This window comes from Bifidobacterium pseudolongum subsp. pseudolongum DSM 20099, assembly GCF_000771225.1.
GTDB classification, from domain to species: domain Bacteria; phylum Actinomycetota; class Actinomycetes; order Actinomycetales; family Bifidobacteriaceae; genus Bifidobacterium; species Bifidobacterium pseudolongum.
The window spans coordinates 67,405-84,475 of sequence record NZ_JDTZ01000004.1 but is presented as its reverse complement, the minus strand read 5'-3'; the positions used below and the strand labels follow the sequence as shown (position 1 = coordinate 84,475).

13 protein-coding genes, 2 tRNA genes and 1 pseudogene are annotated in these 17,071 nt (G+C 61.7%); 12 read left to right on the top strand and 4 right to left on the bottom strand.

Going from position 1 to position 17,071, the window contains the following annotated elements:
- The first annotated feature begins 315 nt into the window (after positions 1-315).
- The gene (locus OU02_RS04665; protein WP_033489058.1) at positions 316-537 is read left to right on the top strand and encodes a hypothetical protein; all 222 of its coding nucleotides are present in this window, start codon (positions 316-318) and stop codon (positions 535-537) included.
- A gap of 110 nt (positions 538-647) precedes the next feature.
- Here OU02_RS04665 and OU02_RS04660 read toward each other — a convergent pair whose 3' ends face one another.
- From OU02_RS04660 to OU02_RS04650, 3 genes are all read right to left on the bottom strand, one after another.
- Entirely contained in the window at positions 648-995 is a 348-nt protein-coding gene (locus OU02_RS04660) for a phenylpyruvate tautomerase MIF-related protein (protein WP_033489056.1), read from the bottom strand.
- Positions 996-1,286: 291 nt separating this feature from the next.
- Complete coding sequence (locus OU02_RS04655; protein ID WP_033489054.1) at positions 1,287-2,213, bottom strand: hypothetical protein; 927 nt, start codon at positions 2,211-2,213, stop codon at positions 1,287-1,289.
- Between the two features lie 28 nt (positions 2,214-2,241).
- The gene (locus OU02_RS04650; protein ID WP_033489052.1) at positions 2,242-2,913 is read right to left on the bottom strand and encodes a histidine phosphatase family protein; all 672 of its coding nucleotides are present in this window, start codon (positions 2,911-2,913) and stop codon (positions 2,242-2,244) included.
- 671 nt (positions 2,914-3,584) lie between these two features.
- On the opposite strand from OU02_RS04650, the gene OU02_RS04640 reads away from it, so the two are divergent.
- The 8 genes and pseudogenes from OU02_RS04640 to OU02_RS04605 all read left to right on the top strand — a co-directional run bounded on the left by OU02_RS04640 (position 3,585) and on the right by OU02_RS04605 (position 13,108).
- On the top strand, positions 3,585-4,145 hold the full coding sequence (locus OU02_RS04640; protein WP_152593142.1) for a hypothetical protein: 561 nt from the start codon (positions 3,585-3,587) through the stop codon (positions 4,143-4,145).
- Complete coding sequence (locus tag OU02_RS04635; protein ID WP_033489046.1) at positions 4,142-5,722, top strand: collagen binding domain-containing protein; 1,581 nt, start codon at positions 4,142-4,144, stop codon at positions 5,720-5,722. Before OU02_RS04640 ends, OU02_RS04635 begins: the two co-directional genes overlap by 4 nt.
- 189 nt (positions 5,723-5,911) lie before the next feature.
- Positions 5,912-7,765 (top strand): annotated as a pseudogene (locus tag OU02_RS09210) (SpaA isopeptide-forming pilin-related protein); the annotation flags it as partial.
- Between the two features lie 625 nt (positions 7,766-8,390).
- Positions 8,391-9,815 carry an MFS transporter gene (locus tag OU02_RS04625; protein WP_033489043.1) on the top strand — a complete coding sequence of 475 codons (1,425 nt, stop codon included), beginning with the start codon at positions 8,391-8,393 and terminating at the stop codon, positions 9,813-9,815.
- 100 nt (positions 9,816-9,915) lie between these two features.
- On the top strand, positions 9,916-11,454 hold the full coding sequence (gltX, locus tag OU02_RS04620) for a glutamate--tRNA ligase (protein WP_033489084.1): 1,539 nt from the start codon (positions 9,916-9,918) through the stop codon (positions 11,452-11,454).
- Positions 11,455-11,546: 92 nt separating this feature from the next.
- Positions 11,547-11,619: transfer RNA gene (locus OU02_RS04615), tRNA-Glu, on the top strand.
- 35 nt (positions 11,620-11,654) lie between these two features.
- Positions 11,655-11,729 (top strand) — tRNA-Gln (locus OU02_RS04610).
- 80 nt (positions 11,730-11,809) lie between these two features.
- Positions 11,810-13,108 (top strand): metallophosphoesterase family protein, encoded by a 1,299-nt coding sequence (locus OU02_RS04605; protein WP_033489042.1) that lies wholly within the window; start codon positions 11,810-11,812, stop codon positions 13,106-13,108.
- 90 nt (positions 13,109-13,198) lie between these two features.
- Here the strand turns inward: OU02_RS04605 and OU02_RS04600 are convergent, their stop codons facing one another.
- A complete protein-coding gene (locus OU02_RS04600) occupies positions 13,199-14,017 on the bottom strand; it encodes an IclR family transcriptional regulator (RefSeq protein WP_033489040.1) in 819 nt (272 codons plus the stop codon).
- A 284-nt stretch (positions 14,018-14,301) separates the two neighbouring features.
- Between OU02_RS04600 and leuC the strand changes: the two genes are divergently transcribed.
- From leuC to OU02_RS04585, 3 genes are read left to right on the top strand one after another with little or no spacing between them, the layout of a single operon-like run.
- Complete coding sequence (gene leuC / locus OU02_RS04595; protein WP_033489038.1) at positions 14,302-15,705, top strand: 3-isopropylmalate dehydratase large subunit; 1,404 nt, start codon at positions 14,302-14,304, stop codon at positions 15,703-15,705.
- Between the two features lie 53 nt (positions 15,706-15,758).
- Entirely contained in the window at positions 15,759-16,439 is a 681-nt protein-coding gene (leuD, locus tag OU02_RS04590) for a 3-isopropylmalate dehydratase small subunit (protein ID WP_033489037.1), read from the top strand.
- Positions 16,440-16,489: 50 nt separating this feature from the next.
- Entirely contained in the window at positions 16,490-16,768 is a 279-nt protein-coding gene (locus OU02_RS04585) for an Lrp/AsnC family transcriptional regulator (protein WP_033489036.1), read from the top strand.
- The last annotated feature ends 303 nt before the right edge of the window (positions 16,769-17,071 follow it).

Below are 17,071 nucleotides of genomic sequence, written 5' to 3'. Positions count from 1 at the left end.
GGGGGGGGGGGGGGGGGATGGCGGTGTCTCTTGGGTATGACAGCCTTAAAGGCTTCATGTAACTGAAAAAGAACTGAAATTCTAGGGTAGATGGCTAAAATCATTGAAATTTCAGCTTACACACGTTTTCACCATCGATGCATGAACCGCTTTTACTTGTTTTCGCGGCAATTTTTCCTACAATGTTAATTAAGCGCTTAATCTGTGTGTGGATACGGTATGGCGGTCAATGATTGATTGCCACGGTGGCGAACAATGATGGTTCGCAGGTGAGGGAGACGTTTCACTGGCGAAGAGCTGAAGAATGTTCCCAATGTGGTACCGAACACGGATCTCGAATTCTTCCTGAACGTGCATCTTGCGGATGCGGCCGTGGTCAAGGACGGTGAGAAACACCTTGCACGGGAATACGATGTGCCGCTGCCCGCCTCGGTTGTGGCAAACCAGTTCGATGACCCGCAAATCGTGATGGAAGGCGGCAAGCGGCAGACCATGGGGATCAGCCATCAGCGTGCGCAGCAGCTGGTGTCTGCGTGAACAGTCGAACACAAGCGAGGGGGGTGTAGTATTCCGAGGCATACTGCGATCACCCCTCGCTTGTTCTGCACAACTTCGCGGATTCTTGCGTCCGCGCTCGCGGGCGAATATCAGAAATTGCCGCCGTTCCAGCCCCAGTCGGCAGTGCCGGTGTAGCGGATGTAGGTGTGGTCGGCGGGCACACCCAGCGTGTTCTGCAAGGCGTCCATGATCTGCGGGGTGAGCTTCTCCCATGCGCTCTTCGGGACGGATGTGCCGAAGACATTCACCTCGACGTAGGCGACCGGGGTGTCGTCGGAGCCCGCGAAATACATCGGCACATTGTCTTCGAACAGGCACATGAGCCAATTCTCGGTTTTGCCCGGCACTGCGGTGATCGCCTGGCCGAAGAGGTTCTTGAGGGTGTCGCGCTGTTCTTGCGTGGTCGGCACGGAAACATGGGTGTGAATGACTGGCATGGTTGCTCCTTGCGTTCTTGCGTACGGCGGCACGGATTGCGCCGCGCTCCCTTCCTCACTGTAGTCGTCTCCACTGCCTGTGTCCCGGGTGTTTGCCTGCCGCGTGGTGCCGCCCATGGCGACAAGCGCGCTGCACAAAGACGGATGTATCTAGGAGGTAGCCATAGACTGCCATCGGAGTAGGGGTAGGCGGCCGTGGGTGTCTAGGTGGTAGTCACAGGCGGTTGTGGGAATGGGAAAGGAGGGCTGTTGGTGTCTAGGGCCCAGCCACAGATAGCCTCCCCTCCGCCTCTACAGCTCCACTTCGGGCTTGGTGGGGTCGTCCTTGATGTGTGCGAACTTGGCGGTCAAGGCCTCTTTGTTCTTGCGTTCATCCTCTTCCTTGGCGCGCTTCTTCGCCTCGGCCGGATCCCACAACACGTCTTCGCGGTGTTTGCGCCATTCCGCCGCGGCGAGCGGCCCGAGCACCTGCGCCAGCACGGCGGCGCTGTCTTCGGCGTCGGTGCTGCCGTTCGGCGTGGCGTAGGCGGCCACGATGCCGTGGTATTGTTCGGCCGTCATAAACATGCCCGGCACACCAATCGCCTCCGCGTACGCATTGGCGAACGGCACGAACGGCAGCGCCAGCTGTTCGACGCCCGTCACGCGGTCCGTCGGCGCACCGCCACTATGCGGAGCCGCTGCGCCACCCAATTGCGCTTCCGTCTGGTCCAGCGCGGCATGCATGAGCTCGTCAAGCAACGCGATGACCGCGGCGAACCGCCACGCGAACGGTTTGCCGTCCAGTCCGCCGCCCTGCGCCGACAGCGCTCCGTCCACGGTCTTCGCCACGGACGTTTGCGTCTGCTCATCCCACTCGATGCCCAACGTGCGCGCCGTTTCGAGCAGTTGCGGCGTCTCGGGTTCGCTCAGCCCGTCGAGCGCATCGTTCGCCGCGAGTAATGCATCAACAATGCTCTGCGGCCGCCCGGGAATCGACTCCGCGCCTTCGTATACGAACTCGGCGTCGGGCATGCTGACCGCCTCGCCCGTCATGACCTGCGCCAATGTACGGCTGAGCCGCACCTGCAGGTTCTCCGCATACTGGGCGTCGTTGCCCATGTGCGCGGCGCTTGTGAGCGGCCACAGTCCCACGAGTTCCTCGCCTGTCTGCGCCGCCTGCCGTACAGCGGGCATTGCCGCGATCTGTTCGATGCTCACATTGTTATTTCGATTCATGTTGTGCCTCCTGGAAAACTGTCTGTTGTCATGCGTGCGCGGCCTCGGCCTGCGCGACGGGATCCGCGTATGTGATGCCGAGCACGTTGTGCGTCGCGTTGTCGTAGGTGATGGAGGTGACCGACGCGAGCGCCGTCTTGCGCAGCAGCATGTTGTGCTCGGGGTGGCCAGTTTCGAGCATGTGCCGGTATGACCAGATCGGTGATTCGTGCGAGACGACGATGATCTGCTCGCCGGGATGCTCGTCGACTTTTTCGAGCGCGAAATCCTGTACGCGGCTGGCAATCGACCGGTAGCTTTCGCCCCATGTGGGGCGCCACAGGTTGCGCACGAGTTTGAGGTTCTCCGGCTTCCACAGCGCGCCGTCGCCGTGGCCGATGCGCTTGCCGCGGAATTCATTGCCCGCTTCGATGAGTCGTTTGTCGGTGAGTAGTTCGAGCTGTTCCTGCCCGCGTTCGGCGCGCAATGCGTTCAGCTCGATCAGGATGGCGTCCGCCGTCTCGCGGGTGCGGTCGAGGGGCGATGAGTAGACGGCGGTCGCGGTGTTGAGCTGTGGGCTTGCCGCGATGTACCGGCCGGTGGTTTCCGCCATACGCCGCCCTGATGTGGAGAGATGGAATCCGGGTAGCCGTTCGTACAGCACATGGTTGGGGTTGTAGACCTTGCCGTGGCGTACGAAGTTGATTGTGGTGGCCGTCATGCGCGCTCCTTGGATGCGTGTGGTTCTCCGGACGCTTCGCACTGTTGCGTGTGTCCGGAAAGTGCTGCCTCCTACCGTACTGTGCAGACGGTAAATATGTGGATTGCGGCGTTCCATCTGTCTGGTTGTCTGGCATGGCGCCGACACGCCGTGACAACGTTGCCAGTCTGTTATGGACCGTGGTGAATATATCGGCATGAGTAAGTGAAATGACTATTGTACCGATTCTCTCATGTTGCATGAAATGTGCATCGTGAGCGTGGAGAAAACACCGCTATTTTGGCGGTTTATGTCGCATAGTGAGGTTTTCGTGCGAGACGCGCAAAGCATTTTCTGAAAGCGTATTCAAAAAGAGGCAAAATAAGTATATTCGTTTGACTAATATACTCTCTGAGCGTATATTGCAGGGCGCAATACGGCATGTTCGAGGAGCAGGCACAACGGTGAGGAGAGTATGCCGGGAGCGGAGCGATGGCGATTATGCACAGGAGCGATGACAAGGTCGGCATATCAAAGACGCGCGTTTGCGCTTGGAAACGTGCTGTAGTCGCGCTCGCCGTCGCTGTCTCTTTGATCTTCCTGCCCGTGGTGGGCACGACCGCAGTGGCGCAAGACGACGCGCCTGCGGTCTCGCAATCCGATGCCGCCTGTGACAATCCACATACTGTCCATTGACGGCAGACAAGATCGTCCCCGGGAAGTCGACGGTGACGCTGCGTGTCGATGATCAGGAAGTCACGCAGCCGCTGCCAGCCCACGCGAACCTGAAATTCGACCTCGACATCACCATCACCGACGACGCCATCCATAATGGCCATCCAGATGACCCGTTGAAGTACCAGTTGGATTGGGAATACCAGTTGCCGATCGATTACAAGTCGATCAACGACACCAAGGGCAACAATGGCCAGCCCAAGGATCATGTGGTGTACGAAAACGGTGTGAAGGTCGCCACATTGAGAGTGGTGCCGGGCGAAGGCAACAACGCCAAGCTGCAGATCTCCTATGACCGCGCCTATGTTGTCAACAACGGCAAGAACACTAATTTCTATTTCAGGTATGGCCTCGATGTGAACTGGATCCCCAACGTAGACGAAGAAACGCTTCGGCAGACATGGGAGTTCCCTGGCACGGGCACCTCTATTACTGTGCAGCGCGAACCGTGGGGCGTCACCGGGCAGAAAAGCTGCACACAGCCCGATATTGACCATAAGATATCCACCTCACCGTGACGCTCAATGCCGAAGGCGATATTGAGGGCTTTACGTTTGTCGATGAATGGGAAGAGGGACTGAGCGTCGAGCGGGATGGTTTTACGATGCGGAAGAGGGACGCGTCGGGCGAACTGGTGGATATAACAGACGTTCCAGATGGATGGTCGCCGACTTTTACATGGGATGAGGCTGGACGCAAGGTGTCCTTGACGCAGAACAGCCTTCCCAAAAAGGACGAGACTCCATACTTGCCCAAGGGCGAATACGTCATCACCTATACCACGCAAATCAACGATAAGGCGACGCCAAACGGCAGCGGCCACCAGTACGTCAATGCCGGCAACACCGCAAAATGGCAGTGGAAGGATCATGAGGAAGAGACCAGCAGTGTCACGCCGAATGTTCCCCAGGCACATTACAACTGGGTGGGGCATAAATGGGGCAATTGGGACGACAATGAGCATACGACCATCAACTGGACGGTGCAGATCAACATGGCCAATGACAAATTCAATCTGGGCAACTACAAGTTCGTCGACACCTTGCAGCCGGGGCATCACTATGCAGGGGACGGCGCGAGCGTCAAGTGCTTCGATGACTGGGGGAACCAGGGTATTCCACAGCACAAGCCATGGTCAGATTTTGGTGTTGTCAATACGGAGACTGATAGGCAGTTCACGTATACATTCCCTGATGGTGCAGTCAAGCAGATATGCGTCATAGAGTATTCCACGCAAGTGGATGCAAACATTGAGGTTTCGGAATGGAAGAACACCGGCGAAATCCAGTGCAAGAATAACGGTTGCACTCCGGCCCCGGGGCCAGGCAAAGAAGCGAGCGTGCAGAAGGATCAGCCCGTTGAGCCGGGATTCAATGAGACACTGTTGACGAAGAGCTCCCCCGCACAACAGGACGGGTATGTGTTGGAGGAGGCCGCTCCCGGCTCCGGTGTCTATAAGGTGCCGTGGCAGATCGATTTCACCCCGCCCAAAGGTGGGCAGAAGATCACCGATTTGTTCCTGTACGAGGACTGGGTTCACGGCAATTCGGATGGCAATACGCTGCACATGTGGTACATCCGGGATTACCTCGATCTGAAACTGGGGGAGGAGACAGAGCCGGGGAAGTGGACGCCGATCACGGATAAATGCACCGTGGTCGAGGCGGATAGGAACAACCCCAGTGAAGGGTGCGAGAAGGAGACGGACCCTAAGCGTGCGGATACCTGCTATGCGGGCCTCACCGCCGAAAACGGCAAGCCGGCCGCTCGCCCGCTGCCCATGGGAACGGAGTACCCCAAGGGCTGGTACCATGAAAGCGACCGCAATTCCGCGGATTCATACGGCAACCACGACGGAGCGCCGGCTTTCCGCATCGTATTCGAGAACTCTGAAAGAGCGTTCAATAAGCCGTTGCGCATCACCTACAACACGTTATGCGACGGTGCTCCTGACCGGTACCACAACTACGCCAAATTCAGGTATATGGTGAATGGGAATCCGAGATACGAAGTCCCCCAAACGGATATCATGTTCGACCAAGGTAATGCGGCGGGCAAAATGGTGCATGCCAACCATGATGGTGAGGCCAGTTGACACGATGAGGCCGAATCGGATACGGTGCCGGATCCCAGTGACCCCGGCAATGAGGTTGATGTCTGGACAGCGCATTGGCGTGTCTGATCCAACGGTGTGAAATCATGGTGGATTTGTGATTGGCTGACGGACGCCAACGGAAACCAGGTTTGGAATGAAAACGGCCCCTACAAGGTCGAAGTGCCGGGCATGAGCGGCATTCAGGATCTATCGGGAGTCAATACCATCACCGTCACGGATACGCTGCCTTCAGACAAATGGCATTTGAATACGGACAAGCCTGTATTCGGCTGGTTCGTGTCGATGCCTCCGAAGAAGCCGGTGACCGTGGATGGCAGCACGGTTGAAGCGTGGCCGACCACGAAGAACCTCTACACCAACAACTACGAGGCGGGCGAACAATGGCATGTGTTCACAATTGCGCAGGAGTCGAGCTGCACAACTGATTCAGGCGATCCTGCAACATGCGCTACATACGATACGTCGAACAGCGGTACGATCAGATTCTCCATCCCCAATAATGAAACGTTGTCCAATTGGAAATACGAGGGCGACCCCAAGAACGAAGACATGGTCCTGACGGAAATCAACCCGAAGGGAAAGACGATCTCCACGCAGAGGAACTCGGTCATCGTACTCGAATTCGACACTTATATCACGAAAGCGGACGCCAATCTCCCGGAGAACAGCGCGGAACAGGTGACCAACCGCATTGAGTTCAAATTCGGCGAATTGGACAGCCGGTCGGCTTCCGGTACCACCACCCTCGCGAAAGGCGATGTCGTGAAACCGAAGAAGGGCGGGTATGACGCGGGCAACAACCTGATGAAGTACACTGTCGAGGTCGATACCAAGACGATGGCGGAGAAGCGTCTGCGCCCATTCACCGCAAGCGAGTCCCTGACTCTTGAAGACCAGTTGGGTTCCCCTAATGCGGAATATGTGCGCGATTCGTTCTCGTTGACCATGAATGATTATCAGACGGTAGACCGAAAGCATTGGCGTTTGCGATTCGGCAGGAATGATAATGGCACCGCAAGGGTGACAATCACTATAGACGGAGACGCTCTAGGCAATAATCCTGATTGGGATCCGAATCGGCTGACACTCAACAATGCCACACTGCGCTTGCATTACAACGTACAGGTGACTGGTGTGCCCGGAGTCCAGCGTACGATCGGCAACACGGTCAGGCTGAAGGGCGGCACCGAAAGTGCGTACACTCATAAGGGTTCCGTTCAAATCGTCAAACCGAATGCCGATGCTGGTGCTACAGGCGCCACTGTACTGACCAAACGCGATAGCGCCGATGTGACGGCCGCGCTGCCAGGCGCGGAGTTCAGCGTCTGCAAGGTGCCCACAGAGAACATCAATACCGAACCACCGACTCAATTGTGCGAATCGCCAATCGCGTATACCACGGATTCCAATGGCAAGATTGCGTTCAAGCCCGGGGAAAGTGGCGCGTCAGGTGCGAGGCTGAATGTCAATACGCTATACGTGGCGCGGGAATCGAAGGCCCCGGCTGGGTATCGTCTGGATGCCACGCCGCATTATTTCTATATCGCCGGCGCCTCGAACACCGACGAGGACAAGAACGCGTTGAAGTCCCTGCAGGACTATGTGTCGAGGTATGAACTGGCCGCCACCTATTCCGGTTTCGATGTGTATGATACGCCCATCCAGGTTTCCTGGGGCAAGGTGGACGCCGCGAAGGTGACGGTCCAAGAGAATGGATCCGTTGCAGTGAAGGGAGGCGCATTCCTGCCGGGATCCGAATGGAAGATCACCCGTCAATGCCCCACCGAGGCCGTCCCGCCGTCCGGCGAGGAGCAGTGCGCCAAACAGACATGGACAGTGAGGGATGACGACACCACTGAGGGGAACGCCCAGAAGGCCGATCGCGATCCCGCTTCGGGGTACATCACGGTGGTGGGGCTTCCCGCCGGAACCTATGCGCTGACGGAAACGAAAGCGCCTCAGGACTATCACAAGGGGAATGGTTCATACACCTTCACCATCGAATCCAACGGCACGGTTCAGTGGGAAAACACTGCGGACTCCGATTTCCATACGACATCGTCGGGATTGCATGTCGTTGGGAACCACAAGGCCACGGTCACACTGCCCTCCGCAGGTGGGCGCGGCATGCATCTCATGGCGCTCGGCATCGCCGTTGTGGCGGCCGGCATGTGCCTCGCCGTGGTCGCATCCGGCCGAGAGGTGAAAGGCCGTCACGCCGCATACTGCATAGGCGCCGTTCCTGTGGGCGGTTCAGTCATTCGAGATATTTTTCGAAAATCACGCAGCAGCCCGTTTTCACCGCGTGTCGCGCCGGTGGGTGCGACTAATGTGGCCGTGTCCGGCACGCACATCGGCATAGGCGAACAGGCGCATAGGCGCGCGCCGAACCGGCCATGTGCGCGGGCACGGCTTCGCAGTGGCGGCGGTGCGCGGCACGTATGGCAGCGTCCGCGCGCGCAACGGACCGCGAAGACGGCGAGGGGCCAGCGGCGGCACATGCCGGCGCGGCGACCCCGACCACAACAAGTCAATCGACGAACATCCCACCCCAACCCGGCCGTGGGCGGAAGGAATCAAGCCGTGACGCAAAACGGCGCGACGACCGCACGCGGGACACACCGTGAGCAGAAAGGAGCGGCACACCATGGCCTCCAATCACACCAACGGCGTCCACGACGTCGTCCATCGCATCTTCGGCGGGTACGCCGAACTTCTCCGTATTCCACACACCGCGCGTTTTGCCGTCGGATCGGTCATCGCGTGCATGCCGTTCCCGATGGTCGGCATGACGATGACGATCATGACGCAGCAATACTACGGCAATTACGCACTCGCCGGCGCGCTGACCGCCGTGCAGGCGATCGCCGGCGCCGTGCTGAGCCCCGTGCTGGGCACGCTCGTCGACCGCTTCGGGCAGCGCGCCGTCTCCATCCCGACGATCGTCGTGTGGATGGTCGCCGCCACATCATTCGTCTCGTGCGTGCTCGCGCATGTCGACCCGGTGGTCCTGTACTGCATCGTGCCCTTCCTCGCCGCGGTGCCGCCGTGGGGCGCGATGAGCCGCGCGCGCTGGACGTACCTGATGGGCAACGACCGCCAAGGCGTCAACCGCGCGCTTTCGCTTTCGGGCGTGTTCGACGAGGCGATGTGGGTCGTGGGCAATCCGCTCGCCTCCACGCTCGCCGTCATCTCCGGCGTGCTCTCGTTCTCCGTGACGGGCCTGTGCGTGCTCATCGGCGCGCTGATGTTCCTCACCGAGTTCACCACATGCCCGCCGAGCCAAACGCAGCTCGCGCGCGAGGCCGGCCTGACGCGCAAGGAGTTCCGCGCGCGCGAAGACGAGCAGGCGCGACTGGTGCGCGCGCAGAGCGCCGCGGACGACGCGCGCGTGCGCGCCAAGTCCGAAGGGCTCGGCGACGCGGCCGTGCAGCAGGCCGCGCGCGAGGCCTACGACCGCGCGATGAGCGGCAAGAAGGACTCGATCTGGGGCCCAGGCCTCATCGCGGTGTGCGTCACGTGGTTCGGCCTGGGCGCATTCCAGTCGGCCGCGGGCATCTCGATCGTCGCGTTCGCCACCGAAGTCAACATGAAGCAGTACACGGGCTTCGTGTTCGCATGTTTCTCGGTGAGCTCGCTCGCCGGCGCGCTGCTGTACGGCGCGAAGAACTGGACGATCCCATTGTGGAAGCGCTTCTACGTGTGCCTGGCCGTGGTGAATCTGGGCATCGGCTCGTTCCTGTTCGCCAAACACCTGTGGGTGATCATGGTGATCTACCTGATCATCGGCGTCTGCCAGTCGCCCACGTGGATCAACGGCAACCAGCTCATGCTGCACCTCGTGCCGCAGACGCGCTTCACCGAAGGCATGGCGTGGATGGGTGCGATGAACGCGATCGGCGGATCCGCAGGCTCCGCGATCGCCGGCGTGTTCATCGACCGCAACGGCTCGCACGGCGGCTTCATGGTCGTCACCGCGCTCGCGCTCGTCTCGCTCGCGATCGCACTGCTCGGCTTCAAGCAGATCAAGACGAGCACCGAGACTCCCGTGCTCACCGAGATCAGCGCGTGATCGCGCGCGTGCGTGCACGTCCGGTTCGCGCGCCACAATGGACAGCATGACTGACACCGATGCTGCAAAGATCATCCAACCCGAAGATTCCGTGGAAGACATGAAGGAGCGCGAGCATGTGAAGCCGGAGCTGCCGGACGACGTGCGTGTGCGGTTCTGCCCCTCGCCCACGGGCATCCCGCACGTGGGCATGGTGCGCACGGCCCTGTTCAACTGGGCCGAGGCGCGCCACACCGGCGGCACGTTCGTGTTCCGCATCGAAGACACCGACGCGCAGCGCGACTCCGAAGAGAGCTTCAACCAGATCATCGATGCGCTCAAGTGGCTCGGGCTCGACTGGGACGAGGGCATTGAGGTGGGCGGCCCGCACGGCCCGTACCGCCAGTCCGAGCGCGGGCCGATCTACCAGAAGGTCGCGCAGCAGCTGCTCGACGCGGGCTACGCGTACGAGTCGTTCTCCACGCCCGAAGAGATCGAGGCGCGCAATGTGGCGGCCGGGCGGCCCAAGGCGTTCGGTTACGACGGCTACGACCGCAACCTGACCGAGGAGCAGAAAGCCGCGTTCCGCGCCGAGGGGCGCCAGCCCGCGCTGCGCATCAAGATGCCCAGCGAAGACATTACGTTCAACGACCTGATCCGCGGTGAGATCACGTTCAAGGCCGGTTCCGTGCCGGACTATGTGATCGTGCGCCCGAACGGCGATCCGCTGTACACGCTCACGAATCCGGTCGATGACGCGCTGATGGACATCAACGTCGTGCTGCGCGGCGAGGACCTGCTGAGCTCCACCCCGCGCCAGATCGTGCTCTACCGCTACCTCATGGAACTGGGTGTGGCCAAGCAGATGCCGCTGTTCGGCCACATGCCGTATGTGATGGGCCAGGGCAACAAGAAACTCTCCAAGCGCGACCCGGAGTCGAACCTGTTCCTGCACCGCGACCACGGCTTCATCAAGGAGGGCCTGCTCAACTACCTGGCGCTGCTGGGATGGTCTATCGCGCCCGATAACGACATCTTCTCGATGGACGAGATGGTCAAGGCGTTCGACGTGCGCGACGTGAAGGCCAACCCGGCTCGCTTCGACATCGACAAGGCGGTCTCGATCAACGCGGAGCACATCCGCATGCTCGAACCGCAGGACTTCCTGAACCGCTCGGTGCCGTACCTGTTCCGTGACGGCATCGTCTCCGCCGAACGCTGGGATGAGCTCACCGACCGCGAGCGCAGCGTGCTCACCGCCGCCGCGCCGCTCGTGCAGCCGCGCGTGCGCCTGCTCGGCGAGGTCGCGGGCATGGTCGGCTCGCTGCTGTCGACGAGCGAGTACATCGCGCCGGAGGAGGACGCGAAGAAGCAGCTCAAGGCCACGGCGGGCGAGGTGCTCGACGCCGCGATCGCCGCGTTGGACGCGGTGCCCGAGGCTGGGTGGACGACCGACAATCTGCATGAGACGCTCAACAAGGCTCTGATCGAAGACGCCGGGTACAAGCCGCGCGTGGCGTTCGGGCCGGTGCGTGTGGCGATGTCCGGCCGCCGCGTCTCGCCGCCGCTCTTCGAGTCGATGGAGATCGTCGGCAAGCCGGTTTCGATGGCCCGCCTGCGCAACCTGCGCGAGCATCTGGCTGAGATTCAGGCCGCCTGAGGCTTGGAATGACGCCCGACACGCCGTGATTTGCGCTGATGGGCGCTTATGTGTATATTTTCTATCTGTTGCTTCACGGAGCAGCAGATGATGCCCCCATCGTCTAGCGGTCTAGGACTACGCCCTCTCACGGCGCCAACACCGGTTCAAATCCGGTTGGGGGTACGAGTTCACCATCATCGATGGTGAGCATGCCAAATTGGGATGTGGTGTAATTGGCAACACAGCTGATTCTGGTTCAGCCATTCTTGGTTCGAGTCCAGGCATCCCAGCCAACGAACCCTCGCTACGGCGAGGGTTTTTGTTTTCCGCGGAGATTGTGCACTGCATGGGCGCGTGCATTACTGTGGGAACTATGAGTGAGCGAGAACAGAGCAATGCGGTCGACCGCGGGGAGCAGCCGCGGCCGTTGTCTGTGTCGGCGCGTCTGGGGCGCCTGCAGTTCCATCGTTCGGGTAAATTCCGTGTATTGCAGTTGGCCGATGTGCAGGACGGTCCGCGCATCTCCAGTGATACAATTCGCCTGATCACCGCGGCGGTCAAGACCGCGCGGCCCGACCTCGTCATCTTCTCGGGCAATCAGATCGCTGGGTATGACCCCGCCTATGCGGAGACGTATTGCAAGCGGCATTGGAAGACGCCGGTGCTCACCCAGCGGCGCGAACTCGCGCTGTCGCACACGCGTCAGCTGGTGCGCGCGTCGATCGGGCAGTGCGTGCAGCCGCTCATTGACGCGGGCGTGCCGTGGGCGGTCACGTACGGCAATCATGATTTCCAGTGCGGGCTGGGCAATGCGCAGCTCGACGAGCTCTACCGCGAGTTCGACGGCTGCGTCAATCCGCCTGCACCGCCGGCGGATGGCGCCGTGTGCGTAGCGGATCGCGTGGCCGCGTTGCCGCGCGAAACGGTGTTCGCGTGCGAGCCGGGCACGTTCGCGCTGCCGGTCGCGAACGAGCGCGGCGAAACGGTGTTGGGAGTCGTGCTCGTGGATTCGGGCGATTATGCGCCGACCGGCGGCTACGGCGCGCCGAGCCCGCGCGCGTTGCGCTTTCTGCGGCAGGTGCCGGCGCAGCTGGGGCAGGGCGTGCGGTCGGTGGTGTTCCAGCACACGGCGTTGCCGCAGTATTATCGGCTGCTCAAGCCGGTCGCATCCACTGCGGCGCATGCGGTGGAAGGCTACCGCATGTTTTCGGGGCAGTACTATGTGCTCGACGAGCGCGCGACCGAACCCGGCGGGTATCTGGGCGAAGGCGTGAGCAGCCCGGACGACGACAGTGGCGAATTCGGGATCCTCACCGATGGCGGCGCCTATTGCGCGATCGCCACCGGGCACGACCACCGCAACGCGTTCGTAGGGCAGTCGGGCGGGCTAGCGATGGTGGCGAGCCCGACATGCGGATTCGGGTCGTATGGGCCGATTCCCGAGCGGCGTGCGGCACGCCTGTTCGAATTCGACATTCGGCACCCGTACAATCCGCGCACGCAGCTGCTGGAGTTCGGGCAGCTTGTGGGCAAGCCGAGCTCCAAGAAGGCGTATGTGTATGGCATGACGGTGGCGTCGAAGTCGCAAAGCGAAGGCGTGCACCTGCTGCACAAGCCCAACGCCTTCAGCCGCTTCGTGCATGCCGCCGCCAAAACCATCCTCGGCAAGTAGCCGCCGGCCATCGTTGGCAATCGGCCATTACGGGCAGTGCTTTGAGAGGTGCGTGGTGCGCGCGCACGCGGCTACCACGCATCGTGCGGGTCAGCGGCTGGCGCTGGCCTTAATCAGGGCGTCGGTCAGGTATTTGCCGGCGCCCATGACGAGCGGGGCATAGCGATGGCCGGGGTTCGAGCCCATGCGCCCGCTCGGGCCCGAGATCGAGATCGCGGCGATCACCTGGCCGGATGCGTTGCGGATCGGCGCGGAGATCGAGCACACGCCCTCATCACGTTCATTGATCGACTCGGCCCAGCCGCGCTTGCGCACGGCGGCAAGCTTCGCGGACGAGAAGCGCGCGTGGCGCAGGCCCTGGTGCAAGCGGTCGGAATCCTCCCATGCGAGCAGGATCTGCGCGGCGGAACCGGCTTCCATCGACAGCATGGCGCCCACGGGAATCGAGTCGCGCAGTCCGCTCGCGCGCTCCACGGCGGCGATGCACACGCGCTGTTCGCCTTGGCGGCGGTAAATCTGCGCGGATTCGCCGGTGCGGTCGAGCAGGGTCTGCAGGATCGGGCCGGCCGCGGCGAGCAGGCGGTCTTCGCCTGCGGCGGCGGCGAGTTCGGCGAACCGCGAGCCGAGCACGAAGCGGCCGTGCTGGTCGCGCAGCACGAAGCGGTGGCGTTCGAGCGCGATCGCCAGACGGTGCGCGGTGGGGCGTGCGAGCTTCGTGGCGGTCACGAGTTGGCCGAGCGTGGCGGGGCCGGACTCGAGCGCGTCGAGGATCTTAACCGTTTTGTCGAGCACTCCAACGCCGGAGTGGATCTCGTTGTCGACGGGTTGCGCCGCTTCCGCTGGGGAAGCGGCGGCGGACTCAGCGGCGGTGCGCTGTTTGGATTCTGCGGAAAGCGTATTTGAAGTCATGGTTAAATTATGCCATCTCACATTCTGAAACGCAAAAGCGAGGCGTCTAAAACTCGTGTCCTAGGTGTCGGAACCGTGCTGCTACACCGTTGAAATCGTTGTCATTCCAACGGTTGCGCAGTGCAATATCTCTCCATCAAACTTCTGCATCTCACATACCGGCATATTGCGGAAGTCTTGACTAATGAACCCATACGCTATATGGACGTGAACAACGCAGGGCCGGGCAATGGCATGGTCACACGTGCCCCTGCGCCTTTGAATACTCTGAGGAGGATCCACCTATGGGAATGACATTGGCCGAGAAAGTCTGGGCTGATCATTTGGTGCGTAAGGGTGACGACGGTGCTCCCGATCTGCTGTACATCGACCTGATGCTCATGCACGAAGTGACGAGCCCGCAGGCGTTCGAAGGCCTGCGCCTCGCCGGCCGAAGCCCTCGCCACGTGGACCAGCTCATCGCCACCGAAGACCACAACACGCCCACAGTCGACATCGACAGGCCGAACCCGGACGAAACGAGCGCCACCCAGCTGAGCACGCTCGAAAAGAACTGCCGCGAGTTCGGCGTGCGCCTGCACCCGCTCGGCGACGCGGACCAGGGCATCGTGCACGCGTTCGCCCCGATGCTTGGACTCACGCAGCCCGGCATGACGATCGTGTGCGGCGACTCACACACCTCGACCCATGGCGCGTTCGGCGCGCTCGCGTTCGGCATCGGCACCTCCGAAGTGGAGCATGTGATGGCCACGCAGACGTTGAGCCTCAAGCCGTTCAAAACCATGGCCATCAACATCGAAGGCGACCTGCCCGAAGGCGTGAGCGCCAAAGACATCATCCTCGCGGTGATCGCGAAGATCGGCACCGGCGGCGGCCAGGGCCACGTGCTCGAATACCGCGGCAAGGCCATCGAGAACCTGTCGATGGACGCGCGCATGACGATTTGCAACATGAGCATCGAAGCGGGTGCGCGCGCCGGCATGATCGCCCCCGACGAGACGACCTTCGAGTACCTCAAGGGCCGCCCGCATGCGCCGCAGGGCGAACTGTGGGACCAGGCGGTCGAATACTGGAAGACGCTCAAGACCGACGACGACGCCGTGTTCGACACCGAGGTGACGCTGCGCGCCGAAGACCTCGAACCCTTCGTCACGTGGGGCACGAACCCCGGCCAGGGTCTGCCGATCTCCGCGAGCATCCCCGCGCCCGAAGACTTCGCCGACGCGACCGAGCGCGCCGCCGCCGAGCGCGCGCTCGACTACATGGGACTCGAGCCGGGTACGCCGATCCGCGACATCCCCGTGGACACCGTGTTCATCGGATCGTGCACGAACGGCCGCATCGAGGATCTGCGCATCGCCGCCGAAATCATGAAGGGCCGCAAAAAAGCCGATTCGATCCACCGCGTGCTCGTGGTGCCGGCGTCGTCGCGCATCCGCCTGCAGGCCGAAGAGGAGGGGCTCGACCGCATCTTCACCGAGTTCGGCGCGGAATGGCGCAACGCCGGCTGCTCGATGTGCCTGGGCATGAACCCGGACAAACTCGTGGTGGGCGAGCGCTCGATCTCCACGTCGAACCGCAATTTCGAAGGCCGTCAAGGCAAAGGCTCGCGCACGCACCTCGCCTCGCCGGCCGTGGCCGCGGCGACGGCCGTGCGCGGCACAATCTCCACGCCAGCCGACCTGTGACCACAACCCGGCTTATCCAGACCGATTTTTGAACAGAGGATGTTGATTCAACGATGGAAAAACTCACCACTCTCACCGGTACGGGCGTGCCGCTGCGCCGCTCGAACGTAGACACCGACCAGATCATCCCCGCCGTGTTCCTCAAGCGCGTGACGCGCACCGGCTTCGATGACGCGCTGTTCTACGCGTGGCGCCGCAACCCGGACTTCGTGCTCAACAAACCCGAGTATGCGGACGGGCAGATCCTGGTCGCCGGCCCCGACTTCGGCATCGGCTCATCGCGTGAGCACGCGGTGTGGGCGCTGCACGACTATGGCTTCCGCGTCGTCATCGCGCCGCGCTTCGCCGACATTTTCTATGGCAACACCGCCAAGAACGGCGTGCTCGCCGCGATCATGCCGCAGGAATCCGTGGAACTGCTGTGGAAGCTGCTCGAAGAGGAGCCGGGCCGCCAGATGACGGTGAACCTCGAGGACCGCACGGTGACGTGCGGCGACGTGGTGCTGCCGTTCGAAGTGAACGACTATGTGCGCTGGCGCCTCATGAACGGCTACGACGACATCGATCTGACGCTGCAGCACGAAGACGACATCGCTGCCTACGAAAAGATGCGCGCCGAACGTTTCCCGTTCAAGCCGAAGACGATCCCGGTGCTGCGCGAACCCGAGGCTCCCGTGGTCTCCGCCCGCGAACCCGAGGCGGCCGACTGGCCCGGCCCGATTGCTGAACGCTGAGGCCACGTCGTAGCATAGGAGGCACCACCAGTAACGAACAAGGAGGCAGCATGGCTGATGCGATTGTGCTCATCACCACGGAAAGCGACATGGTGAGCGAGGCGGCGAAACGCATCGTCGAACTCGACGGCGTGCAGGACGTCTATTCGGTGGCGGGCGACGTGGACCTTGTGGCCGTGGTGTCCACCGACCACTTCGAGGACCTGACGAGTGTGATTCCCGAGGGGATTGCCAAGGTGGACGGCGTGGCCGGCACCCAGACCCTGATGGCCTTCCGCACCTACTCCCGTGAAGACGAGCAGGCCGCCTTCGATCTGGGTGGCGACTGATCCTGGGCGAACGCACGGGCAAAACAACCCCATCGGGGCCGAAACAACGGATGTTTCGGCCCCGTTTTTTCGTATCTCGCTTACGCGGGTGCCCTAATCATGGTCCCCAAGGGTATATACGGTGGGTTTTCAAGGGTCATAGGGGGCACCCCATGAATTAGGGCACCCGCGTAAGCGAGATACGAGCCGACACAGCCGATCCTCGAAGCGCGAACACCCTCCACACCGCCGCATGGTGGCCTATCATCGCAACTAGCTGCAGGCGCCATTCGTTGAAGCGCCTCACGCCACGCCCGCACACCG